Genomic DNA, 25,951 nt, shown 5'->3' on the forward strand with positions numbered 1-25,951 from the left:
CCCGCCTCCCCCGGAGCCTCCTCCACCGCCTCACCCGGCGCGGTCTCGGTCGAGAGCAGCGCGATACCGAAGATCTCCCTCGCGGAGCCACTCACCGAGCGCGAGGCCGAGGTGCTGACGCTGCTCGCCGACGCCAGGAGCAATGCCGAGATCGCGCGGGCGCTGTTCATCGGGGAGGCCACGGTGAAGACGCATGTGTCCCGCATCCTGCAGAAGCTCGGCGCGCGCGACCGGGTGCAGGCGGTGGTCCTCGCGCACCGCATGGGCCTCGCGTAGGCGGGTGACGCGGTGGAGGGGTACTGGAATCACAACACGGCATACCACCCGTGGGTCCTCCGCGCCGCCTCCCCCGGTCGCACGGGCGATGTCCTCGACGTCGGATGCGGTGAGGGACTGCTCCTACAGAAGTTCGCGCCGTCATGCCGGACCGTGACCGGCGTGGAACCCGACCCGGCGACGGCTGAGCGTGCGCGCACGCGGCTCCGGACCACGCCGAACGCCGAGGTCGTTCCCGCCGACTTCGCGACCTACGACGCCGGCACTCGTCGATTCGACGTCATCACCTTCGTCGCGACGCTCCACCATATGGAGACTCGCTCCTCTCTGAGGAAGGCCGTGACGCTGCTCCGGCCCGGCGGCCGGTTGGTGATCGTCGGGCTCGCCGCGAACCGGACCCCCACGGACTGGACCCTGTCCGCCCTCGCGCTGCCGTGGGCGCGGCTCGGCTCGATGATCCACCGGGAGTCCCGCGACATCGGCGTCCCCACCACCGAGCCGACCGAGAGCGTGGCAGACATGCGCGCCACCGCCGGAGAGCTGCTCCCCGGCGCGCAGCTCCGCCGCGGCCTCTATTACCGCTACCTGCTGTCGTGGACGAAACAGGAGCAGACGCACACCCCCGACGCGGCAGCTCGGGCGTAAGGCGCATCACCTCCGCAGGCTGCCGCTCGCGATAGCCTCGGAGCCATGCCCGAAGCCGCGCCCCTGTCCCGCCCGATCCTGGCGGGGGTGGTGACGGCACTCGTCGGATTCACCAGCTCGTTCGCGGTCGTGCTGACCGGGCTCGACGCCGTCGGGGCGAACGCGCAGCAGGCTGCGAGCGGCCTGCTCGCGGTCAGCCTCACCATGGGGCTCGCATGCGTGGTGCTCGCCTGGCGGTACCGGATGCCAATCACGGTCGCGTGGTCGACTCCCGGCGCAGCGCTCCTCGTCGCGACCGGCACCGTGGAAGGCGGGTGGTCGGCCGCGGTCGGCGCCTTCCTGGTCACGGCCGCGCTGATCCTGCTCACGGCGCTCTGGCCGGCGCTCGGAGCACTGATCGCCCGCATCCCCCCGTCCCTCGCGCAGGCGATGCTCGCCGGAGTCCTGCTCCCGCTGTGCCTCGCCCCGATCACCGGGATGGTCGCGAACCCGTGGGGCGTCGTGCCGGTCGTGCTCACCTGGCTGGTGTTCGCCCGCCTCGCGCCGCGCTGGGCGGTGCCCCTCGCCTTCGTCGCGGCGACGGTGGTCGTCGCGGTCTCGCTGATCGGCGAGGGCGCGTCCTTCGACCCCGCACTCCTGCTGCCGCAGCTGCAGTTCACGGCACCGACGTTCACGGTCGGCGCCCTGGTCGGCCTCGCACTGCCGCTGTTCATCGTGACGATGGCCTCGCAGAACGTGCCGGGCATCGCCATCATGCGCAGCTTCGGATATGAGGTGCCGTGGCGCCCGGCGATGCTCGTGACGGGCCTCGGCACCGCGCTCGGAGCCACCGCCGGCGGGCACGCCATCAACCTCGCGGCGATCAGCGCGGCGCTCGCCGCCTCACCGGATGCCGACCCCGACCCGAAGCGACGGTGGGTCGCCGGGGTCTCGACCGGTGCGTCGTACCTGGTGCTCGCGGCGTTCTCCGCCGCCTTCGCCGCTCTCGTGGTGCTCGCGCCCGCCGCCGTGATCCCCGCGGTCGCCGGTCTCGCACTGTTCGCCGCGTTCGGCTCATCCGTGCAGCAGGCGATCGACGACCCTGGCGAGCGGATCCCCGCGGTCGTCACCTTCCTGGTGGCCGCATCCGGCATCGCCGTCCTCGGCGTCAGCGCCGCGTTCTGGGCTCTCGTCGCCGGCCTCCTGGTCCGCACGGTCCTGCACGCCGGCCGGCGCTGACCCCGGCATCCGCCTGACGGCTGATCCCGGCTGGTCCGCCACAGGGGGGATGCCCCGGAGGCGCCCTGCTCCGTAGCGTGAGGGTATGACGACAGGAATGCTCGAACTCTCCGGCATCACCAAGAGCTACGGCTCTCGGCGCGTGCTCGACGATGTGTCCTTCACGGTCGCCCCCGGGCGGCTGACAGGCTTCGTCGGCGGCAACGGCGCCGGCAAGACCACCACCATGCGGATCGTGCTGGGATTGCTGTCCTCGGACGGCGGACGCGTCGATCTGGACGGCACGCCCCTCACCGCCGAGGACCGCCGCCGCTTCGGCTACATGCCCGAGGAGCGCGGCCTCTACCCGAAGATGAAGGTGCTCGAGCAGATCGTCTATCTCGCCCGCCTGCACGGCTTCGGCAAGCAGGAGGCCACGGACCGGGCGACGGAGCTGCTCACCGAGCTCGGCCTCGGCGAACGACTGAACGACACCATCGAGTCGCTCTCGCTCGGAAACCAGCAGCGTGCGCAGATCGCCGCCTCGCTCGTGCACGACCCGGAGGTGCTGATCCTCGACGAGCCCTTCTCCGGCCTCGACCCGCTCGCGGTCGACGTGGTCGCGGGTGTCCTGCAGTCCAGCGCGGCGAAGGGCGCCTCGATCCTGTTCTCGTCCCACCAGCTCGACGTGGTCGAGCGCCTGTGCGACGACCTCGTCATCCTCGCCGGCGGCACGATCCGTGCGGCCGGTTCGCGCGAGGGGCTGCGCGCCCAGCACGCCCGCGACCGGTACGAACTCGTCTCCGCCGGAGACGCCGGCTGGCTGCGCACCGAGCCCGGGGTGACGGTCGTCGACTTCGAGGGCGGCTACGCGCTGTTCGACGCCGACGGCCCCGAGACCGCGCAGCGTGTGCTGCAGTCCGCCGTGCAACGCGGCGATGTCGCCAGCTTCGCCCCCAAGCATCCATCCCTCGCCCAGATCTTCAAGGAGGTCATCCAGTGAGCGCCCCCACCCCCGTTCGCAGCTCGAACGGCATCTGGCTCGTCGCCGAACGCGAGATCGGATCGAAGCTGCGCAGCAAGGCCTTCCTGATCTCCACCGGCATCCTGCTGGTGCTCGCCCTCGCCGGGATCATCTTCGGCGGCTTCGCGAGCAAGAACACCGACACGACCCCCGTCGCCGCGACCGCGCAGACCGCAGCCGCCGTCTCGGCCATCCCCGGCGTCGAGGTCACCGAGGTGGCCGATCAGGCTGCTGCCGAGAAGCTCGTGCGCGACGACGAGGTCGACGCCGCGGTGCTGGAGGGCGACGGACCGTCGGGCTACACGATCATCGCGCTGCAGGATGCCCCCGGCTCGATCATCTCAGCCCTGTCGATCTCTCCCGAGGTCGTGATCCTGGAGCCGGCCACCACCAATCCGCTGCTGCGGTACTTCATCGCGATCGCGTTCGGCCTCGTGTTCATGATGGCCGCGGCGACGTTCGGCGGCACGATCGCGCAGAGCGTCGTGGAGGAGAAGCAGACCCGCGTGGTCGAGGTGCTGCTGTCGGCGATCCCGGCGCGCACCCTTCTCGCCGGCAAGGTGATCGGCAACACGGTGCTGGCGATGGGGCAGATCCTCGCCCTCGCGGCGGTGGCCACGATCGGCCTGATCGTCACCGGTCAGCGCGAGGTGCTCACGACACTCGGGGCGCCGATCATCTGGTTCGCGGTGTTCTTCCTGTTCGGCTTCATCCTGCTGGCGGCGATGTTCGCGGCCGCCGCGTCGATGGTGTCGCGCCAGGAGGACATCGGCTCCACGACCACCCCGATCACGATGCTGATCATGGCGCCGTACATCCTGGTCATCGTCTTCAACGACAACCCGCTGGTGCTGACGATCATGTCGTACGTGCCGTTCTCGGCTCCGGTCGGCATGCCGATGCGCCTGTTCGTCGGCGAGGCGCAGTGGTGGGAGCCGCTGCTGAGCCTGGTGATCCTGCTCGCGAGCTGCGTGGCCGCGATCGTCATCGGCGCGAAGATCTACGAGAACTCGCTGCTGCGGATGGGCTCGCGGGTCAAGCTCTCCGAGGCGCTGCGCGGCTGACGCCACACACCGAGAAAGCCCCCTCCTCCGCATCGCGCGGGGCAGGGGGCTTCTCTCTTCTCAGCGAACCGTCTCGGCGAGGACCCTCGGGTCAGATCACGCCGTCGGACAGCGTGGTCGGGTTGCCGAAGCGGTGGTTCGTGATCGACACGGCCTGCTCGTGCAGGAACGGCAGGATCTCGACGCGCCCGGCACCGGTCACGGCGTGCGACCAGACGGCCACATCGGGACTCCCGTCGAGCGCCTCGTGCAGAGCAGCGGCATCACCGCCGACCAGCCGCACACGGTGCCACGAGTTCGCCGCCTTGGCATAGCGCTTGGTCCACGCCGCATCCGACTCGTGCTTCACCGTCACGCCGTGCGCCCGCAGAGCCTTCTCGACGCGCGAGGGCAACGCCGGAGCCGACACCGTGAACGGGCTGCCGCTGCGCAGGGCGGCGACGAGGACGCGGATGCCGTCGACCAGAGGAGCATGCTCGGCGATGCGCACGTCGACCGCGACCGGACGGTAGCGGAAGATGTTGCGCTCGACGCCGAGGCCGGACTTGTCGCTGACCGCGCCGAACTCGTCGACCCAGGCGCGCTCGTCGGATGCCGCGGCACGGCGCAGCCAGTCGGCTTCGACCGCGTCGACCTCGGCTGCGGCAGCGTCCAGCAGCGCACCGACCGCGGGTACGACGGCCGCGTCGGGAGCGGCGACCGGAAGCCCCGACGGCGTCCACTCGCCGAGACCGAAGAGGTAGTTCGGCCCTCCGGCCTTGGCTCCCGCCCCGACGGCCGAGCGCTTCCATCCGCCGAACGGCTGACGCTGCACGATCGCGCCGGTGATGCCGCGGTTCACGTACAGGTTGCCGGCCTCGACGCGGTCGAGCCAGGTGGCGACCTCGTCGGAGTCGAGCGAGTGGATGCCGGCGGTGAGGCCGTAGTCGACCGCGTTCTGCAGACGCAGGGCCTCATCCAGGTCCTTGGCGTGCATGATGCCGAGCACCGGGCCGAAGAACTCGGTCAGGTGGAAGTAGGAGCCTTCACGCACGCCGGTCTTCACACCCGGCGTCCACTGCTTCCCCTCGTCGTCGAGCTTGCGCGGCTCGACCAGCCAGCGCTCACCCTTCTCGAGCTTCGTGAGCGCGGTGAGCAGCTTGCCGTTCGCGGGCTCGATGATCGGCCCCATCTGGGTGGCCGGGTCGTCCGGCAGGCCGACGCGCATCGACGTCACGGCATCCACCAGCTGGCGCTCGAACCGCTTCGAGTCGGCGACCGACCCGACGAGGATCGCGAGCGACGCCGCGGAGCACTTCTGCCCCGCGTGTCCGAACGCGCTGCGGGCCACATCGGCGGCCGCGAGGTCGAGGTCGGCGGAGGGGGTCACGATGATCGCGTTCTTGCCGCTGGTCTCGGCGAGCAGCGGCAGGTCGGAGCGGAACGAGCGGAACAGCTGTGCCGTCTCGTACGCCCCCGTGAGGATCACGCGATCCACCGCGGGCCCTGCGACGAGGCGCGTGCCGAGGTCGCGCGACGCCAGATCGACGAGCGCGAGCAGGTCGCGCGGCACGCCGGCGGCCCACAGCGCCTCGACCATCACGGCACCGCAGCGCTGCGTGAGCTTGGCGGGTTTGATGATCACGGCTGAGCCCGAGGCCAGACCCGCGAGCACACCGCCGGCGGGGATGGCGACCGGGAAGTTCCACGGTGGCGTGACCACGGTGACCTTCGAGGGCACGAACTCGGCGCCGGAGACGGTCTCGAGGTCCTTCGCGCGCTCCGCGTAGTAGTGGGCGAAGTCGATGGCCTCGCTGATCTCGGGGTCGGCCTCGGCGATGGTCTTGCCCGCCTCATGGGCCATGATCTCGATGAGCTGGCCGCGGCGCGCGGCGAGCTCGTCTCCGGCGCGGTGCAGCACGGCGGCGCGGTCGGCGGCCGGCAGCGCCGCCCACTTCTCGGCCGCGGCGGTCGCAGCGGTGAAGATGCCGTCGAGTTCGGCATCCGTCTCGACCTTGGCGATCGCGATGGTGTCGAGGCCGAGCGTCGATCCCACCGAGCGGCCGAGGATCTCGCGCCCCCACGTGCGGTTCGCGGCGATGGCCGGATCGGTGTCGGCCTGGTTCTCGAAGCCGGTGGTGGTGCCGTCCGGGACCGGCGCGGTACGGTCCTGCACGCGGTGGGCCGCCGGGACGAACTGCGGCTCATCGGTCGCGAGTGCGGCGAGCGAGCGCTCGAAGCGCTCCCGCTCCCGGGTGAGGAGCGTCGGGTTCGAGGCGAGTTCGAACACCGCCGACATGAAGTTCTCGGGGCTGGCGTTCTCTTCGAGGCGGCGCACGAGGTACGCGATCGCCACGTCGAACTCGGCCGGGTTGACGACCGGTGTATAGAGCAGCAGGCGGCCGACGTCCTTGCGGACCGCCTCGGCCTGACCCGTCGCCATGCCCAGCAGCATCTCGTACTCGACGAGGGGGCCCGCCCCCGTGGGGTCGGCGACCCCGCGTGCCTGTGCGAGCAGCCAGGTGTAGGCGATGTCGAACAGGTTGTGTCCCGCGACGCCGATGCGCACCGCATCCAGTCGCTCCGGGGTCATCGCCCAGTCCAGCACCCGCTTGTAGTTGGTGTCGGAGTCCTGCTTGGTGCCGTAGGTGGCGAGCGGCCAGCCGTGGATCGCGGCGTCGACCTCTTCCATCGCCAGGTTCGCGCCCTTGACGACGCGCACCTTGATCGGCGCTCCGCCCTTCGCGCGGCGGGCGGCCGCCCACTCCTGCAGATGCTGCATGGCGCCGAGGGCGTCGGGCAGGTAGGCCTGCAGCACGATGCCGGCTTCGAGGTTCTCCAGCCCCGGCTGGTCGAGGATGCTCGTGAAGGCCGCGATCGTCAGGTCGAGGTCGCGGTACTCCTCCATGTCGAGGTTGATGAACTTGGCCTTGCCCTGGGCTTCGGCCTTGGCGGCAAGCTGGTAGAGCGGGGTGAGCTTCTCGACGACGTCGGCCACGGCCTCGTCGAAAGACCACATCGACAGCTGGCTCACGACGCTGGACACCTTGATCGACACGTAGTCGACGTCGTCGCGGGCGAGGAAGTCACGGGTGCCCTGCAGCCGGTGCCCGGCTTCGCGCTCACCGAGCACGGCCTCGCCGAGGAGGTTGAGGTTGAGACGGTTGCCGCCCTTGCGCAGCTTCGCGATCGCGGGGCCGAGCTTGGAGGGCGTGGCGTCGAGCACGAGGTGCCCGACCATGGCGCGCAGCACGCGCCGCGAGATCGGCACGACGACGCCGGGCAGCTTCGGCGCCCAGAAGCCACCGGTCTTGATCGCGGCGCGCAGGTAGCCGGGCAGCAGCGCCGGGGTGATGTCGCTCAGCTCGGAGAGTTTCCGGCCCGCGACGCGCAGGTCTTCCGGACGCATCACGCCGTCGACGAAGCCGACCGTGAACGCGAGTCCGTTCGGGTCCTTGAGCACCTCGGACAGGCGCTGGGCCGCCGGCTCGACGGGGTGGGTCTCACTCTCGACGAGCCAGCGCTGCACGAGGGCTGCGACGTCTTCGGTGCGGGGGGTGGTGTCAGCGATGACAGTCATGGACGGGAACCTTCCAGGGCAGGCGCACACCGGGGTTTCGTGTGCGACTGGATCATTGTCCTGCCGCTCGGTAGGCTCCGTCTATCAACCGATTTGCGTGAATTCTGTTCACTCAGACTGAACGAAGGATGCGGCTGTGCTCGACGTGAACCGCCTGCGGATGCTCGTCGAGCTCTCGCGCCGTGGAACGCTGTCGGCCGTGGCCGATGCCCTGTCCTACAGCAAGGCCTCGGTGTCGCAGCAGCTGAGCGCTCTGGAGCGCGACGTGGGCGTGCCGCTGCTGCGTCGAGTGGGGCGCGGGGTGCAGTTCACACCGCAGGGAAATGTGCTGGTCGCCGAGGCCATCGGCATCCTCGATCAGCTCGAGCACGCCGAGGTCGCGGTCGCCGAATCGCTCACCGAGGTGACGGGCACCGTGCGCATCGCCGTGTTCCAGTCGACGGCGCACTCGCTCCTTCCGCGAGCCCTCGACGCCCTCAAGGAGCGGCACCCGGCGCTGCGGGTCGAGGTCACCGAGTGCGACCCCGAGACCGGGCTCGTGGGAGTGTCGAGCCGCGACTTCGACCTGATCCTCGCCGAGCAGTACCCGGGGCGCACCCGTCCGATCCACGCCGACCTCGACCGGGTGGTGCTCGCACACGACGCGATCGCGCTCGCCCGACGCCCCGGAGCCGCTCGGCACGCGGAGGCCCTCGCGGAGCTGTGGTCGACCCGCGAGGAGCCCTGGGTGCTCGAACCCGCCGGCACCGCCTCGCGCGCCTGGGCGGAGCAGCTCTGCCGCACCGCGGGGTTCGAGCCCGACGTGCGGTTCGAGATCGCCGACCTCACCGCGCACGTGCGTCTGATCCACGCCGGACTCGCGGTGGGACTCCTGCCGGAGCTCGTCTGGGCGGGCGACACCCCGACCGTCGACCTGGCATCCCTCCCCCACGAGCCGCGGCGCGAGATCTTCTCCTCCGCGCGGAGAGTCTCCGCCGCCGCCCCGTCGATCCGCGCGGTGCGCAGCGCACTCGCCGACGCGGCCTCGCACAACCTCCCGGTCTGAACAGCCCGGATCGACAGGAGCGAAAGAACAACGGCGTATCGGGAATATGCATTCACATGCATCTGTTGGCCCCCGTGTACGCGGACGAAGGAGTCCGATCGACTCCTTCCGAAAGGCACTTCCGTGAGCACTCCCGTGATCGACCGCACCGCCCCGACCGAGCACCCGGTCCTCGACGTCCTCGCCGGCCGCTGGAGCCCCCGCGCCTTCGACGCGCAGAGCCCGATCGACGAGGCCAAGCTCGCCACCGCCCTCGAGGCCGCGCGGTGGAGCCCCTCCGCCAGCAACTCGCAGCCCTGGCGCTTCATCGTCGCCCGTCGTGGCACGGCGCTGCACGCGCAGGTCGTCGACGCGCTGATGGGATTCAACCAGGCTTGGGCGGGCAACGCCGCCGTGCTCGTGGTCGCGATCGCCGAGACGGCCGACGCGGCCGGCACCCCGATCACCCACGCGCTCTACGACCTCGGCCAGGCCGTGGCCCATTTCTCGTTCCAGGCCCACCACGACGGCCTGGTCGTCCACCAGATGAGCGGCTTCGACCCCGAGGTCGTCCGCGAGTTCGCCGACCTCGAGCCCCGCTTCGTCCCGTTCACAGTCGTCGCCGTCGGCGAGTTCGGCGACATCGAGGCTCTGCCCGAGGTGCTGCAGGAGCGCGAGGTCGCCCCGCGCGTGCGTCGTCCGATCGCCGAGACGGTCGTCCTCAGCGCCTGACCCACGCGCTCTCCGAACGGGGCCTCCGGAGTGTCCGGGGGCCCCGTTAGCGTGTGCGGATGGACCTTCTCCGCATCACGGGTGCGCGGACGAACAACCTCCGCGACGTCTCGGTCGACGTTCCCAAGAAGCTGCTGACCGTTTTCACCGGCGTCTCCGGCTCCGGCAAATCCTCCCTCGTGCTCGACACGATCGCCGCCGAGGCGCAGCGGCTCGTCAACGACTCCTACTCGACCTTCATCCGCGCACGCCTCCCGCAGATGCCCGCGCCCGATGTGCAGGCCATGGACGGCTTGACCTTCACGGCGCTGATCGACCAGCGCCGGTTCACGGGCAACGCGCGCTCGACCGTGGCGACCGCGACCGATCTGGCCTCGCTCGTGCGCCTCGTGTTCTCGCGCGTCGGCGAGCCCTCGGCCGGCTATTCCCCCGCCTACTCGTTCAACGATCCATCCGGCATGTGCCCGACCTGCGAGGGGCTCGGCACGGTGTACGACATCGATATCGAGGCGCTGATCGATCCCGAGAAGAGCATCGACGAGGGACCGGTGCGATTCAGCCTGTTCCGTCCGGGCGTGTACCGGTGGAAGCGCTTCGCGTACTGCGGGCTGTTCGACCGAGAGAAGCCCCTCAAGGACTACACGGCCGAGGAGATGGACCTCTTCCTCTACGCCGATGAGCTCAAACTCGACGATCCCGACCCGCGGTTCCCGCAGAGCGCCCGATTCGACGGGGTCATCACCCGCATGCGCGACATGTTCCTCAAGCAGCGCCCGGTGAAGATGTCGGCCTCGGTGCGCGAAGAGCTCGACCGGCTCGTGACCCATCACACCTGCCCGGACTGCCACGGCGCACGGGTCAACGAGGCGGCGCGCGCGAGCCTCATCGACGGGCGCTCGATCGTCGAGTGGATGCGCATGCCCGTGTCCGAGCTGCATGCGCTGCTCGACGGATTCGACGACCCGCGCGTGGCGCCGGCGGTCGAGGGCATCCGCCATGTGCTCGACGCCCTGCTCTCGGTCGGCCTCGGCTACCTCACCCTCGATCGCGAATCGGCCACCCTGTCCGGGGGCGAGGCGCAGCGCGTCAAGATCGTGCGCCATCTCGGCAGCGCCCTCACCGACGTGACCTACGTGTTCGACGAGCCGAGCACGGGGCTGCACCCGTCCGACATCCTGCGTCTCGTGGCGCTGCTGCAGCGGCTGCGCGATGCCGGCAACACGATCCTCGTGGTCGAGCACCACCCCCAGGTGATCGCGGTCGCCGACCACGTCGTCGACCTCGGTCCGGGCGCGGGCGCGGCCGGAGGCGTCGTGCAGTTCACCGGGACGCCCGCGGAGCTGCCCGGCAGCGCCACCCTCACCGGGCGTGTGCTCGCCGAGCCGTTGACGATCCGCGAGACGGCGCGGGATCCGTCGGGTCGCATCACCGTGCGGGATGCCCGCTCCCACAACCTCCGTGGATTCGACGTCGACATCCCCCTCGGGGTGCTCACCGCCGTCACCGGGGTCGCGGGTTCCGGCAAGAGCTCGTTCGCGACCGTGGAGCTGCGGCGTCAGCACCCGGAGTTCACTGTCGTCGGGCAGGACCCGCTGCGCGGCGGTGTCCGGTCGACGACGCTGAGCATCCTCCGCATCGCCGACACCGTGCGCGAGGTGTTCGCCGCCGCCTCCGACCTCGACGCGTCCTGGTTCAGCTTCAACTCCCGCGGCGCCTGCCCCACCTGCCGCGGGCGCGGGCACATCACGACCGAGCTCGCGTTCCTCGACGACGTCTCCCTCCCCTGCGATGCCTGCGGAGGGCTGCGCTTCAACCCGACCGCGCTCGGCGTGCAGATCGAGGGTGCCTCGATCGCCGATGTGCTGGCGTCGACTCCGGAGGAGGTCAGCGCCCTCTTCTCCGCGCACTCCGACGTGGTCGCCGCGCTCGATTGGGTGCAGCGCACCGGCCTCGGCTACATCCCGGTGGGCCGCTCGCTCGACACCCTGTCAGGAGGTGAGAAGCAGCGACTGCTGCTCGCCCGGCACCTCAGCGACCCGCAACGCGACCCGGCCGACCGCATCATCCTCGACGAGCCGACGTCGGGCCTGCACCCCACCGACGTCGACACCATCAACCGTCTCTTCGACGACCTCCTCGACGAGGGGGCGACGCTGGTCGTCGTCGAGCACAACCTGCGCGTCGTGGCCAGGGCGGATCATGTCATCGACATCGGCCCCGGCGCAGGATCGGAGGGAGGGCGCCTCATCTTCACGGGCACTCCAGCAGCGATCGTGCGCGACGAGGAATCGCTCACCGGCGGGGCACTCGCTGCAGCCTCCCGCTGACCGGCGCCCGCATTCCGCCCGGGGCCCAGCGCCCCGAGAGCTCAGTGCCCCGAGGGCTCAGTACCCCGAGCGCTCACTGGCCGGAGGGCTCGGCCTTCACCTCGTTGCCGTGCTTGTCGACGATCTTGCCGTCGACGATGGAGTCGCCGTCCTCGAACGCGTCGAGATACGCCACCGGGATGTTGCGCGTCGGCGCCGCCGCGAACACCGAGGCGTCCTTGCCGGGCTTCTTCCCGAGGTGGTTGAACAGCAGGTTGAGCAGGATCGCGGTGACTGCGGCCGAGCTGATGCCCGAGTGGAAGATCGTCGTGAACCAGGCCGGCATCTGGTCGTAGATGGTCGGCGCCGCGATGGGGAGCATGCCGATCCCGATCGCGGAGGCCACGATGATGAGGTTCATGTTGCCCCGGTAGTCGACCTTCGCGAGAGTGCGGATGCCGCTCGCCGCCACGCTGCCGAACAGCACGATCCCGGCGCCGCCGAGCACGGGGGCCGGCACGGCGGCCACGACGCGGCCGAGCACGGGGAGCAGCCCGAGCAGGACGAGCACCACACCACCGGCGGTGACGACGAACCTGCTCTTCACACCGGTGATCGCGACCAGACCGACGTTCTGCGCGAACGCCGACTGGGTGAACGAGCCGAACACGGGCGAGACCGCGCTCGAGAGCATGTCGGCCCGCAGGCCCGCGGCGATGCGCTTCGAGTCGACCTTGGTGCCGACGATCTCCCCGACCGCGAGGATGTCGGCCGTGGTCTCGGTGAGCGTCACCAGGATCACGATGAACATCGAGATGATGGCGGCGATCTCGAACGTCGGCATTCCGAACGCGAACGGGCTGGGCAGGGCGAAGATCGGGCCGTCGCCCACGGTGCTGAAGTCGACCCTGCCGAGGAGAGCGGCGACGATCGTGCCGACCACGATCGCCAGCAGGATGGACAGCCGGGAGATCACGCCGATGCTGACCTTGCTGAGTGCCAGCACGATCAGGAACGTGATCGCGGCGAGTAGCAGATTCTCCGGGGCACCGTAGTCCGGGGCGCTGCTGTTGCCGCCCATCGCCCAGCCGGCGGCCACCGGCAGCAGGGTCAGACCGATCGTCGTGATCACGGCTCCGGTCACGACCGGCGGGAAGAAGCGGATGATCGTCGCGAAGACCGGCGCGATGAGCAGTCCGATCACGGACGCCACGATCACCGATCCGAAGATCGCCGGCAGCCCGCCGCCGCTCGTCACGATCGCACCCATGGTCGCCACTCCGGCGAAGGAGACACCCTGCACGAGCGGGAGTTGGGACCCGAACAACGGGATGCCGACGGTCTGCAGGATCGTCGCGAGACCGCCCATGAAGAGGCAGGCGGTGATGAGGACGCCGATCTCGGACCCGTTCAGGCCGGCCATCGAGCCGATGATCAACGGCGGCGCGATGATGCCGCCGTACATCGTGAGGACGTGCTGGATGCCGTAGGCGATCGTGACCCCGAGCGGCAGGCGCTCGTCTTCGGGGCGTGCGGCGATCTTGTGCTTGTTCATTTCGACCTCTTCGTCGTAGGGGTGTCGCAGGCGTGTCGTAGGGGTGTGTGGATGCTTCAGGAGTGTCGGGCGAGGAGCTTCCGTGCCGCCTCGCTGTGGTGGGCGATGAGTTGGGGGACGTCGAGTCCGACGATCTGACCGTCGAGCACGCGCCATCGCCCGCCGACCATCACCTTGTCGGCGCGCTCGGCGCCGCACAGGAGGAGGGCGGCGACCGGATCGTGGCTGCCGGAGAAGCGCAGCTCGTCGAGGGTGAACATGGCGAGATCCGCCTGCGCGCCCGGTGCGAGCACCCCGATGTCGGCGCGTCCGAGTGCGCGCGCCGAGCCTGCCGTGGCCCAGCCGAGTGCACGCTCGGGTGTGACGGCGGCCGCGCCGTAGCGCAGTCGCTGCAGGTAGAGCGCCTGGCGCACTTCCTGGATCATGTTCGAGCCGTCGTTCGACGCCGACCCGTCGACGCCGAGTCCGACGGGCGCGCCCGCCTGCTCGAGCTCGATGGCGCGAGCGATGCCGGACGCGAGTCGCATGTTCGACGTCGCGCAGTGCGAGACGGAGGTGCCCGCCGCGCCCAGACGCACGATCTCGGCGTCGTCGAAGTGGATGCCGTGCGCGAGCCAGGTGCGATCCGACAGCCAGCCGACGCTCTCGAGGTAGTCGACCGTGCGCAGGCCGAACATCTCACGGCAGAAGTCCTCCTCGTCGAGCGTCTCGGCGAGGTGCGTGTGCAGCCGCACATCGAGGCTCTCGGCGAGTGCGGCGGTGTCACGCATCACGCCCGTGGTCACCGAGAACGGCGAGCACGGGGCGAGGGCGATCTGCACGAAGGCGCCGTCGCCACGCTCGTGGTACTCGGCGATGAGTCGCTCGCTGTCGGCGAGGATCACGTCGGGGTCCTGCACCGTCCGCTGCGGCGGGAGCCCGCCGTCCTCCTCGCCGAGCGACATCGATCCGCGGGTCAGCGTCGCGCGCATGCCGAGGGTGCGGACGACGTCGACCTGCACGTCAATGCCCTCTTCCAGTCCCTCCGGGAACAGGTAGTGATGATCGGCGGCGGTGGTGCAGCCCGAGAGCAGCAGCTCGGCGAGCGCCGCGGTCGTCGCGAGCTCGAGGTCGCGCGGCGTGAGACCCGCCCATACGCCGTACAGGCCCCTGAGCCACGGGAAGAGCTCGGCGCTGACCACCGGCGTCCAGGCGCGGGTGAGCGTCTGGTAGAAGTGGTGGTGCGTGTTGATCAGGCCCGGGATGACGACGTGCCGCGAGGCGTCGACGACCTCGTCGACGGGCTCGGCGGGGGTTCCGCCCGCGGGGATCAGCTCCGCGATGCGATCGCCGGCGACCACGAGACCGCCCGCGGCATCCGCGGTGGTTCCCGTGTAGATCCCGAGGGGGTTCTTCACCCACACTCTGGCGGTGCGCTGCGACATGAGGAGACTCCCGTCCATAGGAGTGGAGTCGAGGGCCGACCCCACAGGGGGTCAGCTCAGTGTTGTCCTGTCTGCTGATCCAGGATCCCCGCCATCGGGGTGTACACAGGTCTATCACCACGACGAGGCGTCGTCAACGAGTATTTTCATATGACGAAGGGATGCTTCCACTAGGCGGAAGCATCCCTTCGTGTTTCTGCGGATCTGCCGGTCGGGCGATCGACGACTCAGTCGAGCAGCTCGGCCTCGATGACGTCGTCATCGTCGACCTCCGGCTCGGGCTCAGGCGTCGTCGAGGTGAGCGCGAGGCCCATCCCGTCGGCGCCCACGTCCACCCGGACCGTGTCGCCATCGCGCACGCCGCCGGACAGCAGCGCGGTGGCCAACTTGTTCTGCACCTCGCTCTGAATGAGGCGGCGCAGCGGCCTGGCGCCGAACATCGGGTCGTACCCGCGCTCGGCGAGCCACGACCGGGCCCCCGGAGTGACCGCGAGCGTGAGCCGGCGGTCCTTCAACCGCTTGTGCAGCTGGTCGATCGACAGCTCGACGATCTGCGCGAGATCGTCTTCGCTGAGGGCCGAGAACATCACGATGTCGTCGAGCCGGTTCAGGAACTCCGGACGGAACGCCTGACGCACGAGCGCCATCACCTGGTCCCGCTTCTCGTCGGGTGCGAGCACCGGGTCGATGAGGATCGGCGATCCCAGGTTCGACGTGAGGATCAGGATCACGTTCGAGAAGTCGACCGTGCGCCCCTGCCCGTCGGTCAGGCGGCCGTCGTCGAGCACCTGCAGCAGCACGTCGAACACCTCGGGGTGCGCCTTCTCGACCTCGTCGAGCAGGATCACGCTGTACGGACGACGCCGCACGGCCTCGGTCAGCTGACCGCCCTGCTCGTAACCGACGTACCCGGGAGGGGCGCCGACGAGTCGCGACACCGAGTGCTTCTCGCCGTACTCCGACATGTCGATGCGCACCATGGCGTGCTCGTCGTCGAACAGGAACTCCGCCAGCGCCTTGGCCAGCTCGGTCTTGCCGACTCCGGTCGGGCCGAGGAACAGGAACGAGCCGGTCGGCCGACCCGGATCGCTGATCCCGGCACGGGAACGACGCACCGCATCCGACACCGCCTTAACGGCATCCTTCTGGCCGATCAGGCGCTTGCCGAGCTCGTTCTCCAGGTGCAGCAGCTTCTCACTCTCCCCCTGCAGCAGACGGCCGACGGGGATGCCGGTCCACGCGGCGATCACGGCGGCGATGTCCTCGTCGGTGACCTGCTCGTTGACCATGCGGGGTTCCGCGGGCGTCGCGGCCTCGGCCTGCTCGGCCTCGGCGATGTCGCGCTCCAGGCGCTTGATGGTCTCGTACTCCAGCTTCGAGGCCTTCGTGTAGTCGGCGTTGCGCATGGCGAGGTCGCGTTGGGTGATCGCGTCGTCGAGCTGCTTCTTCAGCTCACCGACGCGGTTCAGACCCTGACGCTCGCGCGCCCAGCGCGCTTCGAGACCCGCGAGTTCCCGCTCCATCTCGACCAGCTGCTCCCGGAGGGTGCTGAGACGCTCCTTGGAGGCGGCGTCCTTCTCCCGCTTGAGGGCGAGCTCTTCGAGCTTCATCCGGTCGACCTGGCGCTTGAGCTGGTCGATCTCGACCGGCGACGAGTCGATCTCCATCTTGAGCCGCGACATCGACTCGTCGATCAGGTCGATCGCCTTGTCCGGCAGCTGGCGTGCGGGAAGGTACCGACTCGACAGCGCGGCCGCCGCGACGAGGGCGCTGTCGGAGATCGTGACGCCGTGGTGCGCCTCATAGCGCCCTTTGAGGCCGCGGAGGATCGCGATCGTGTCCTCGACCGTGGGCTCGCCGACGTAGACCTGCTGGAAGCGGCGCTCGAGCGCGGCATCCTTCTCGATGAACTCGCGGTACTCGTTGAGGGTGGTCGCGCCGATCAGCCGCAGCTCACCACGCGCCAGCATCGGCTTGAGCATGTTGGAGGCCGCGACCGACCCCTCTCCGCCACCGGCGCCCATCAGCACGTGCAGCTCGTCGATGAACGTGATGACCTGCCCGTCGGACTCGGTGATCTCCTTGAGGACCTGCTTCAGCCGCTCCTCGAACTGCCCGCGGTACATGGCGCCGGCCACGAGGGCGGAGATGTCGAGGGTGACCAGCTCCTTGTCCTTGAGGGATTCGGCGACGTCACCGGCGACGATGCGCTGGGCGAGCCCTTCGACGACGGCCGTCTTGCCGACGCCGGGCTCACCGATCAGCACGGGGTTGTTCTTCGTGCGACGGGTGAGCACCTGGCTGACACGACGGATCTCGCTGTCACGGCCGATCACGGGGTCGAGCTTGCCCTGACGCGCACGGTCGGTGAGGTTGATGCCGAACTGCTCGAGGGCGGACTGCTGGTCTTGGTTCTGAGAACCGGTCTGCGGGGTGGTCATGTGCTCCTCCTGGAGATGCTCCTTCTGGTCTCTTCGACACTCCCCGAGAGGAGCGCCGAATGAAAGTTGAGTGGTTGTGACTCAACTTTACCAAAAGATGCCCGACGAGACCAGCGTAGGCCCGTCGGCAGGAGCCGCGCTCAGTCCGTCATGCCGCGACGCAGCAGACGCCCGCGCGGCGTCTCGAAGTCGATCACCTCTCCGTGCAGCCACGTCTTCCGCACCACCCCCGCCAGCGCCTTGCCGTGGTACGGCGTGAGCGGGTTCTTGTGGTGCAGCTTGGCGACGTCGACGACGTAGGCGTCGTCGGCGGCGAACACCGAGAAGTCGGCGTCGTAGCCGGGGGCGATGCGCCCCTTGCCGGTGAGGCCTGCGAACTGCGCCGGCTTCTCGCTCATCCACGCCACGACGGTCTCGAGGGCGAGACCGCGCTGGCGTGCCTCGGTCCAGATCAGCGACAGGCCGAGCTGCAGCGAGGCGACCCCGCCCCAGGCCACCGCGAAGTCGCCGTTCTCGAGGTCCTTCAGATCGAGTGTCGACGGGGAGTGGTCCGACACGATGAAGTCGATCGTCCCGTCCTCCAGCCCCTCCCACAGCTGCTCCCGGTTGCCGGCCTCGCGGATCGGCGGGCAGCACTTGAACTGCGTGGCGCCGTGCGGGATCTCCTCCGCGGTGAGCGTCAGGTAGTGCGGGCAGGTCTCGACCGTGAGCTTCAGGCCGTCGTGCTTCGCCGAGCGCAGCATGGGGAGCGCATCCGATGACGACAGGTGCAGGATGTGCGCGCGGCCGCCGGTCCACCGGGCACGCTCGATGACCTCGGCGATCGCCAGGTTCTCGGCACCACGCGGTCTCGAGGCCAGGAACTTGCTGTAGTCGTCACCCTCGGGCTGCGGAGCACGGTCGATGGCGCGCGAGTCCTCGGCGTGCACGATCATCACGGAGTCGAAGTTCTTCAGCTCGCGCATGTTCTCTTCGAGCTCGTCGGCGTTCAGCGGCGGGAACTCGTCCACTCCGGAGTGCAGCAGGAAGCTCTTGAAGCCGAACACCCCGGCGTCGTGCAGGGGGCGCAGGTCGGCCGTGTTGCCGGGCACCGCGCCGCCCCAGAAGCCCACGTCGACGTGGGTCTGGCCCTGCGCGGCCTCGCGCTTGATGTTCAGCGCCTCGACGTTCACGGTCGGCGGGATGCTGTTCAGAGGCATGTCGACGATCGTGGTCACACCGCCGGCTGCGGCAGCCCGCGTGGCGGAGGCGAAGCCCTCCCACTCCGTGCGGCCGGGCTCGTTGACGTGCACGTGCGTGTCGACGAGTCCGGGGATCAGCGTCTCGTCGGCGGCGAGCTCGATGATCTCGGCGCCGTCGAGGTTGTTGCCCAGCGGCTGCATCGCGACGATCACACCGCCCCGCACACCGACCTCGCGCGGACGGATCCCCGCCGTGGTCAGCACGCGCTCACCACGGATCACCAGGTCGTAGTGCTCGCCCGTCGGGTCGAGCGACACCGCTCCCGCATCCTCGTGTCCGATCTCCTGCGACATGTCGCTTCCCTTCTGCCGCCGGCCGTGCCCGCGGTGTCTCTGTATCGATGATGCGCGACTCAGCGCGCGGTGGGTCCGAATCCGGTGACGCGCTTGGGGCGCGGCGGCGCGTAGGTGCGCACCTTCGAGGTGCGCAGACCGAGCCGCACGAGTCCTTCCGCGACGGCGACGGCGGCCTGGACACCGTCGACCACGGGCACACCGCACAGCTCGACGACGCGGTCCTTGAGCTCCGCCATGCCGCCGCAGCCGAGCACGATCACCTCGGCGCGGTCGACCTCGACGGCGCGCTGCGCCTCGGCGGCGATCGCCTCGATCGCCCGCTCGGGGTCGGACTCGAGCTCGAGCACACCGAGGCCGGAGGAGCGCACCGAGGCGCACCGGTCGTGGAGCCCGGCGAGGATCAGGCGGTCCTCGATCAGCGGCACGGTGCGGTCGAGCGTCGTGACGACGGAGTACGAGCGCCCGAGGTACATGGCGGTGGACGCCGCGGCCTCGGTGATGTCGACCACCGGCACGGTGAGCAGCTCCTGCAGCCCTTCACGCCCGTGCTCGCCGTAGCCGGCCTGGATCACGGCGTCGTACTCGCCCGGGTAGCGGACGACCTTGTCCATCACGGCGATCGCGGCGAGGTAGCTCTCGAAGTTGCCCTCGCACGACTCGGCGCCGAAGTCGGGGGTGAGCCCGACGATCTCGGTGCCGGGCGAGGCGACCGCGCGGGCGGCCTCCGCGATGCCCTCGGTCATCGTCTCGGTGGTGTTCACGTTCGCGACGAGGATGCGCATGTCGGTGCCTTCCTGTCAGTGGGTGGGGGTGACGGCGATGTCGCCGGCCTCGACGTCGTGGAACGGTCCTCGTCGGTCGGCGATCACGCCGTAGACGATCGCCGCGAGCCCGGCCGCGAAGAACCAGGAGAAGTCGCGCACCGCCTCGAAGAGCGGCAGGAACGTGAACAGCAGCGAGATGCCGCCGGACACCACCAGGGCGATGATCGCGCGCGGGTTGAATCCGCGGGAGTACGCGTACTCCGCGACCGGGGAGGTCGAGTAGAGCGCCGGCACGTTGATCTGCTGCTTCTTGATGATCCAGTAGTCGACCATGATGATGCCGAAGAGCGGGCCGAGCAGGGCACCGAGGCCGCCGAGGAACACGTTGATGACGATCGGCGAGTTGTACAGGTTCCACGGGGTGATGACGAGGCCGATCACCGCCGAGAGGATCGCGGCCTTGCGGAAGTTCAGGTGCCGCGGGAACAGGTTCGTGAAGGCGTAGGTCGGGGCGACGAAGTTGGCCATCAGGTTCACCGCGATGGTCAGGGCGATCAGTGCGAGCGAGGCCAGGACCAGCAGGAACGTGTTCGGGATCGCGGCGACGACGTCGGCCGGCGACGAGATGACCTGACCGGCGATCTCGAACGTGCCACCCGCGAGCACCACGACGATGATGCCGAAGAACAGCATGTTGATCGGGATGCCCCAGAAGTTGCCGCGGACGATCGCCTTGCGGGACTTCGCACCGCGGGTGAAGTCGCAGAAGTTCAGCACGAAGGTGCCGTAGATCGCGACCCAGAGCGAGGCGGCGCCGAGCATCTTCAACCAGAGCTCTCCGCCCTCGGCGGTACCCTGCGGCGCCCAGTTGATCTGGAAGCCGCTCTGCACGAGCACCCACACCGCGAGCGCGACGAAGGTGCCGAGGATGACGGGTCCGGCGAAGGCCTCGTACTTGCGGATCATCTCCATGCCGTAGCTGACGATGACGACCTGCACGGCCCACAGCACGAGGAAGCTGATCCAGCCGAGCGCGGAGAGGCCGAGGAAGGAACCGGCCTGGAGGGATACCGCGGCCGGGGCGATCGCGATGATGACGACCTGCAGCACCTGCGCCGCGAGGAACGTCTGCACGCCGAACCAGGCGATGGCCACGATGCCGCGCAGCAGTCCGGGGATCTGCGCACCGTGCACGCCGAAGGCGATGCGGCTCATGACGGGGAACGGGACGCCCGTCTTCTCCCCCATGAAGCCGGAGAGCGTGAGCAGGAGGAACAGGAACAGGGCGCCGAAGGCGAGGGCGCCCAGGATCGCACCGCCGCTGAGACCCAGGGCGAACAGGCCGATCGCGAAGGCGTAGTTGCCGAGGCTGTGCACATCGTTGGCCCACAGAGCGAAGATGCTGTACGCACCCCAGTGCCGACCTTCGCGGGTCGTCGGGGCGAGGTCGCTGTTGTACAGGCGCGGGCTGACACCCGCCTGCACGGCGATGGTGATGGAGGGGGCTTCGTCGAGGCCTTCGGAGGCCCGACTCGGAACGTGGACGTACTCTTCGGTGGACATCGATGCCCTTCCTTGACAGCTCTGTCAGGTAAGAAGATGTTCGGGTAGATGATTCCGTATTATGGAATCTAATTTTCAACTAAAGAAAGTTCACCACACGGGATGCGTGGTGTCAATGCTCCGGGAGAGCCGGGCGGAAACGGTCGCGCGCGATGCGCGCCCCCACATCGACGAGCAGCGCCTTCGCATTCGCGATGCTCGATGCCGGGTCGGGTTCGAGCGCGCTGAGCGCATAGACGTGGCGGAAGCCGGCATCCCGCACCTGGTCGTCGGAGAGCGTCGAGCGTCCGCACACGGCCACCACCGGCACTCCGGCCGCGCGCGCCGCCGCCGCGACACCGAGCGGCGTCTTGCCCCCGAGGCTCTGGTCATCGAGGCTGCCCTCTCCCGTGATGACGAGGTCGACGCCGACGAGTCGGTCGGCGAGTCCCGTGAGCCGCTGGACGACCTCGATGCCGGGCTCACGCGAGGCGCCGAGCACGGCGAGCGCGGCATACCCCACGCCCCCGGCCGCTCCGGCGCCGGGAGCCTCCGCGGACGGCCGGACGCCGGGGTCTGCCTCCAGGAGCTCCGCGAACCGGGAGAGGGCCGCCTCGAGGGCGGCGACATCGTCGGCGCTCGCCCCCTTCTGCGGTGCGAACACCGCAGCGGCCCCCCGGTCTCCCAGGAGAGGATTGTCGACGTCGCTCGCCAGCACGACCGCTGCGCCGGGGAGCCGCGGGTCGAGGCCGGAGACGTCCACCGACACCAGGTCGGCGAGTGCGACGCCGCCGGCGGGGACAGGCCCGTCGGCCGCCCGCAGCGAGACGCCGAGCGCCTGCAGCATCCCGGCTCCCCCGTCGGTGCAGGCACTGCCGCCGACGCCGAGCACGATCGTCGTGCAGCCGCGATCGAGAGCGGCGGCCATCAGCTCGCCCGTGCCGCGACTGGTCGCGGTCAGCGGCGCCTTCTCCCCGTGCGGGAGGAGGTCGAGACCACTGGCTGCCGCCATCTCGATGATCGCCTCGGCACCCCGCACGGCGAAACGGGCGGACACCGGATCACCGACGGGACCGGTGACCTCGACGGTCACGGGCTCGAAGCCGCTCGCGACGGCCGCGTCGACCGTGCCCTCGCCGCCATCCGCGACGGGCACCGCCTCGATGACGGCATCCGGGATCACTCTCCGGATGCCGTCACCGAGCGACTCCGCCACCTCGGCTCCCGTGGCGGAGCCCTTGAACTTGTCCGAGGCGATCAGGATGCGCATGAACGTCCCGTCACCCGGATCAGTCCAGCAGCGCGGAGACGGCCTGCGGCGCGTCGGCAGCGGTGAGAGCGAGGTCTTCGAACTCGTTCATGGTGTCGAGGTCGGCACCCATCGCGATGTTCGTGACGCGCTCGAGGATGACCTCGACGACCACGGGCACCTGGAACTCGTTCTTCAGATGCTCGGCCTCGGCGAAGGCCGCGGCGAGGTCTTCCGGACGCTCCACACGGATCGCCTTGCAGCCCAGCCCCTCGGCGACCTTGACATGATCGACTCCGTAGCCCGTCGCGATGCTCGTCGAGTCCTGCGGGGTGTTGATGTTGTCGAAGGCCAGCGAGACCTCGTAGTCCATCTCGAACGCGCGCTGCGACTGTCGGATCAGTCCGAGGTAGCTGTTGTTCACCACGACGTGGATGTACGGCAGCTTGTGCTGCGCGCCCACGGCGAGCTCCTCGATCATGAACTGGAAGTCGTAGTCGCCGCTGAGTGCGACCACCTGCTGCTCCGGCTTGCCGCGCACGACGCCGAGGGCGGCGGGCAGGGTCCAGCCGAGGGGGCCGGCCTGGCCGGCGTTGATCCACTGGCGGGCGCCGTAGACGTGCAGCAGCTGCGCGCCGGCGATCTGCGAGAGGCCGATCGTCGTGACGTAGGTGGTGTCCCGGCCGAACGACGCGAGCATCTCCTGGTACACGCGGTGCGGCTTCATGGGCACATCGTCGAAGTTGGTCTTGCGCTGGAGCTTCGCCTTGCGCGCCCGGCACTCCTCCGCCCAGCCGAGATAGTCCGGGAGCGCGGCGACCCGCTCGCGGGCGACCTCGAGCAGCGCGTCGATGAAGGCGCCGGCGTCGGAGACCACGCCGTAGTCGGGCGCGAACACACGACCGATCTGGGTGGGCTCGATGTCGACGTGCACGAAGGTCCGGCCCTTGCGATAGGTGTCGAGACCGCCGGTGTGGCGGTTGGCCCAGCGGTTGCCGATGCCCAGCACGAAGTCGGACTCGAGGAAGGTCGCGTTGCCGTAGCGCTGCGAGGTCTGGATGCCGACGAGACCGGCTGCGAGCGGGTGGTCGTCGGCGATCGCGCCCCAGCCCATCAGGGTCGGGACCACGGGCACGCCCAGCGTCTCCGCCAGCTCGACGAGCTTGTCGGAGGCGCCGGAGTTGACCACGCCACCGCCCGCGACGATCACCGGGTGCGCGGATGCCGTGAGCAAGTCCAGCACCTTCTCCGCCTGCGCGCGGGTGGCGGCGGGCTTCGCGACGGGCAGCGGCTCATAGGTCTCGATGTCGAACTCGATCTCCCCCATCTGCACATCGAACGGGAGGTCGATCAGCACAGGGCCGGGACGACCGGAGCGCATGATCTGGAACGCCGACTGGAAGACACCGGGCACCTGCGCCGCTTCCAGGACGGTCTTGGTGAACTTCGTGACCGGCTTCGCGATCGAGGCGATGTCGACGGCCTGGAAGTCCTCCTTGTCGAGCTTCGCGACCGGAGCCTGCCCGGTGATGCAGAGGATCGGGATGGAGTCGGCGATCGCGGCGTAGAGGCCGGTGATCATGTCGGTGCCGGCCGGCCCTGAGGTGCCGATGCACACGCCGATGCGGCCGTCGCCGGTACGGCTGTAGCCGTCGGCCATGTGCGAGGCGCCCTCAACGTGACGGGCGAGTGTGTGGCGCACTCCGCCGTGCTCGCGCATCGCGGCGTAGAGGGGGTTGATGGCGGCACCGGGAAGGCCGAACGCCTCGGCGGCGCCCTCCTTCACCAGGATCTGGACGATCGCGTCGACGGCGCGCATACGGGTCATGATGTCTCCTTGGAAGTGTGCGGGGTCGCTCAGTCGCGACCGGAGAGCTCGGTGGTGAGCTTGAAGAGCCCGGAGTGGTCGAGCCCACCGTCGCCGCGGGCGACGAGGGCGTTCACGAGCTGGGCGACGGCCGCGCCGAGGGGGACGGTGACCCCGACGGAGCGTGCGGCCGCGGTGACGATGCCGAGATCCTTGTTGTGGAGGGCGAGACGGAATCCGGGGGCGAAGTCGCGGTTCAGCATCTTCTGCCCCTTCTGGTCGAGGACCTTCGACCCGGCGAGGCCTCCGCCGAGCACGGTGAGAGCGGCGTCGGTGTCGACGCCGAACGCCTCGAGGAACGTGACGGCCTCGGCGAGCGCCTGGATGTTGACCGCGACGATGAGCTGGTTGGCCGCCTTGACGGTCTGTCCGGCACCGGCGGGTCCGACGTGCACGATGGTCTTGCCGATCGCGTTCAGGACGGGCTCGGCGGCGGCGAAGTGCTCGGGAGCACCGCCGACCATGATCGACAGGGCGCCGTCGATCGCGCCCTGTTCCCCGCCCGAGACGGGGGCGTCGACCGCACCGAATCCGGCGGCGACCGCCTCTTCGGCGAGCGTCTTGGCGACGTCGGGGCGGATGGAGGAGTTGTCGATCCAGAGCGCGCCGGCCTTGGCGTGGGCGAAGACGCCGTCCTCACCGCGCACGACGCCTTCGACGTCGGGCGAGTCGGGGACCATGGTGATGATGACGTCGGCGTCCTTCACGGCGTCCGCGATGCTGGCAGCCCCCGTACCGCCGGCTTCGACGAGCTTGTCGATGGGCTCCTGGCTGCGGTTGTACCCGGTCACGTCGTGACCGGCCTTGACGAGGTTCTTCGCCATGGGAAGTCCCATGATGCCGAGGCCGATGATGGCGATGCTGGTCATGTCGTCGCTCCTTCGCGGGGGGATGTCAGTGAGTGATCCAGGCGAACGGGTCGCTCTGGGTGGCTTTGTACTCGAGGCCGATGGGGCCGGAGTAGCCGCCGGCCTGCGCCGCGGCGATCCACTCCGCGAGCGGAAGGTCGCCCGTGCCGGGCTCGCCGCGCCCCGGGGCGTCGGCGATCTGGATGTGGCCGAACTCCGCCGCGTGCCCGGCGATGACGGTGGCGACGTCGTCGCCGTTCACGGCCAGGTGGTAGAAGTCGGCGAGCAGGCGCACGTTGTCGACGCCGTGCTCGTGCGTGACGCGCTGGATGATGGCGAGCGCGTCTGCGGCGGTCTTCAGCGGGTAGGTGTCCATGCCGGAGACGGGCTCGAGGAGCACGATGCCGCCGATCTTCGCGACCGCTGCGGCGGCGAACGTCAGGTTCTGCACGGCCAGGTCATCCTGGGCCTGCGCGTCGGCGCCGTCGATGCGGTTGCCGTAGAGCGCGTTGAACGCGCGCGTGCCGAGGCGCTCGCCGATACTGACGACCACGTCGACGTTCGCGCGGAACTCGTCTTCGCGGCCGATCCACGACACCAGGCCGCGGTCGCCGCCCGGCATGTCCCCCGCGAAGAAGTTCAGCCCGGTGAGCTGCACGCCCGCGTCCTGGATCGCGGCGACGAAGCCGTCGACCTCGACCTGCGCGGGGACGGCGGTGGCGAACGGCCACCAGAACTCGACCGCGTCGAAGCCGGCAGCCTTGGCCGCCGCAGGGCGCTCGAGGACGGGCAGCTCGGTCAGCAGGATCGAGGCGTTGACGGTGTAGCTCATGATCGTCCTTGATTTCGGATTGTGGAAGAAAGATTCCTGTTAATGAAAACAGTACGCGGCACGG

General features: G+C 69.6%; 19 protein-coding genes. 8 read left to right on the forward strand and 11 right to left on the reverse strand.

The annotated features are described in order from the left end of the window. The 5 genes from CQ042_RS16395 to CQ042_RS16415 form a co-directional block, all read left to right on the forward strand. On the forward strand, positions 1–276 hold a 276-nt coding region (locus tag CQ042_RS16395; protein WP_258132291.1), incomplete at its 5' end, for a response regulator transcription factor. 12 nt (positions 277–288) lie between these two features. After that, on the forward strand, positions 289–921 hold the full coding sequence (locus CQ042_RS16400; RefSeq protein WP_105671523.1) for a bifunctional 2-polyprenyl-6-hydroxyphenol methylase/3-demethylubiquinol 3-O-methyltransferase UbiG: 633 nt from the start codon (positions 289–291) through the stop codon (positions 919–921). 45 nt (positions 922–966) lie between these two features. Then, positions 967–2,139 carry a benzoate/H(+) symporter BenE family transporter gene (locus CQ042_RS16405; protein ID WP_105671524.1) on the forward strand — a complete coding sequence of 391 codons (1,173 nt, stop codon included), beginning with the start codon at positions 967–969 and terminating at the stop codon, positions 2,137–2,139. 97 nt (positions 2,140–2,236) lie between these two features. Continuing rightward, positions 2,237–3,121 carry an ABC transporter ATP-binding protein gene (locus CQ042_RS16410; protein WP_105671525.1) on the forward strand — a complete coding sequence of 295 codons (885 nt, stop codon included), beginning with the start codon at positions 2,237–2,239 and terminating at the stop codon, positions 3,119–3,121. Further along, a complete protein-coding gene (locus tag CQ042_RS16415; RefSeq protein ID WP_105671526.1) occupies positions 3,118–4,206 on the forward strand; it encodes an ABC transporter permease in 1,089 nt (362 codons plus the stop codon). Before CQ042_RS16410 ends, CQ042_RS16415 begins: the two co-directional genes overlap by 4 nt. Before the next feature lie 91 nt (positions 4,207–4,297). On the opposite strand, the gene CQ042_RS16420 is transcribed toward CQ042_RS16415, so the two are convergent. Beyond that, a complete protein-coding gene (locus tag CQ042_RS16420) occupies positions 4,298–7,765 on the reverse strand; it encodes a bifunctional proline dehydrogenase/L-glutamate gamma-semialdehyde dehydrogenase (protein ID WP_105671527.1) in 3,468 nt (1,155 codons plus the stop codon). A 136-nt stretch (positions 7,766–7,901) separates the two neighbouring features. Between CQ042_RS16420 and CQ042_RS16425 the strand changes: the two genes are divergently transcribed. From CQ042_RS16425 to CQ042_RS16435, 3 genes are all read left to right on the forward strand, one after another. Further along, positions 7,902–8,810 carry a LysR substrate-binding domain-containing protein gene (locus tag CQ042_RS16425; protein WP_105671528.1) on the forward strand — a complete coding sequence of 303 codons (909 nt, stop codon included), beginning with the start codon at positions 7,902–7,904 and terminating at the stop codon, positions 8,808–8,810. Positions 8,811–8,933: 123 nt separating this feature from the next. Beyond that, positions 8,934–9,521 (forward strand): nitroreductase family protein, encoded by a 588-nt coding sequence (locus CQ042_RS16430; protein WP_105671529.1) that lies wholly within the window; start codon positions 8,934–8,936, stop codon positions 9,519–9,521. Between the two features lie 59 nt (positions 9,522–9,580). After that, positions 9,581–11,848 carry an ATP-binding cassette domain-containing protein gene (locus CQ042_RS16435; RefSeq protein ID WP_181157603.1) on the forward strand — a complete coding sequence of 756 codons (2,268 nt, stop codon included), beginning with the start codon at positions 9,581–9,583 and terminating at the stop codon, positions 11,846–11,848. 73 nt (positions 11,849–11,921) lie between these two features. On the opposite strand, the gene CQ042_RS16440 is transcribed toward CQ042_RS16435, so the two are convergent. The 10 genes from CQ042_RS16440 to CQ042_RS16485 all read right to left on the reverse strand — a co-directional run bounded on the left by CQ042_RS16440 (position 11,922) and on the right by CQ042_RS16485 (position 25,887). Next, the gene (locus tag CQ042_RS16440; protein WP_105671530.1) at positions 11,922–13,382 is read right to left on the reverse strand and encodes a nucleobase:cation symporter-2 family protein; all 1,461 of its coding nucleotides are present in this window, start codon (positions 13,380–13,382) and stop codon (positions 11,922–11,924) included. Between the two features lie 56 nt (positions 13,383–13,438). After that, positions 13,439–14,806 (reverse strand): 8-oxoguanine deaminase, encoded by a 1,368-nt coding sequence (locus CQ042_RS16445; RefSeq protein WP_105671574.1) that lies wholly within the window; start codon positions 14,804–14,806, stop codon positions 13,439–13,441. A gap of 227 nt (positions 14,807–15,033) precedes the next feature. Beyond that, positions 15,034–17,247 (reverse strand): ATP-dependent Clp protease ATP-binding subunit, encoded by a 2,214-nt coding sequence (locus CQ042_RS16450; protein ID WP_105671531.1) that lies wholly within the window; start codon positions 17,245–17,247, stop codon positions 15,034–15,036. Positions 17,248–17,387: 140 nt separating this feature from the next. Beyond that, positions 17,388–18,782 carry an allantoinase AllB gene (allB, locus tag CQ042_RS16455; protein WP_105671532.1) on the reverse strand — a complete coding sequence of 465 codons (1,395 nt, stop codon included), beginning with the start codon at positions 18,780–18,782 and terminating at the stop codon, positions 17,388–17,390. A 59-nt stretch (positions 18,783–18,841) separates the two neighbouring features. Beyond that, positions 18,842–19,567, reverse strand: a complete 726-nt coding sequence (locus tag CQ042_RS16460; protein WP_105671533.1) for an aspartate/glutamate racemase family protein — start codon at positions 19,565–19,567, stop codon at positions 18,842–18,844. Positions 19,568–19,582: 15 nt separating this feature from the next. Then, positions 19,583–21,112 carry an NCS1 family nucleobase:cation symporter-1 gene (locus CQ042_RS16465; RefSeq protein ID WP_105671534.1) on the reverse strand — a complete coding sequence of 510 codons (1,530 nt, stop codon included), beginning with the start codon at positions 21,110–21,112 and terminating at the stop codon, positions 19,583–19,585. Between the two features lie 112 nt (positions 21,113–21,224). Further along, the gene (locus CQ042_RS16470; RefSeq protein ID WP_105671535.1) at positions 21,225–22,361 is read right to left on the reverse strand and encodes a glycerate kinase; all 1,137 of its coding nucleotides are present in this window, start codon (positions 22,359–22,361) and stop codon (positions 21,225–21,227) included. Positions 22,362–22,380: 19 nt separating this feature from the next. Next, positions 22,381–24,168 carry a glyoxylate carboligase gene (gene gcl, locus CQ042_RS16475; RefSeq protein ID WP_105671536.1) on the reverse strand — a complete coding sequence of 596 codons (1,788 nt, stop codon included), beginning with the start codon at positions 24,166–24,168 and terminating at the stop codon, positions 22,381–22,383. A gap of 29 nt (positions 24,169–24,197) precedes the next feature. Next, complete coding sequence (locus CQ042_RS16480; protein ID WP_105671537.1) at positions 24,198–25,076, reverse strand: 2-hydroxy-3-oxopropionate reductase; 879 nt, start codon at positions 25,074–25,076, stop codon at positions 24,198–24,200. Between the two features lie 25 nt (positions 25,077–25,101). Then, entirely contained in the window at positions 25,102–25,887 is a 786-nt protein-coding gene (locus tag CQ042_RS16485) for a hydroxypyruvate isomerase family protein (protein WP_105671538.1), read from the reverse strand. Positions 25,888–25,951 lie beyond the last annotated feature (64 nt).

It is taken from the genome of Microbacterium sp. MYb62, from assembly GCF_002979475.1.
In the GTDB taxonomy this organism is placed as follows: Bacteria; Actinomycetota; Actinomycetes; order Actinomycetales; family Microbacteriaceae; genus Microbacterium.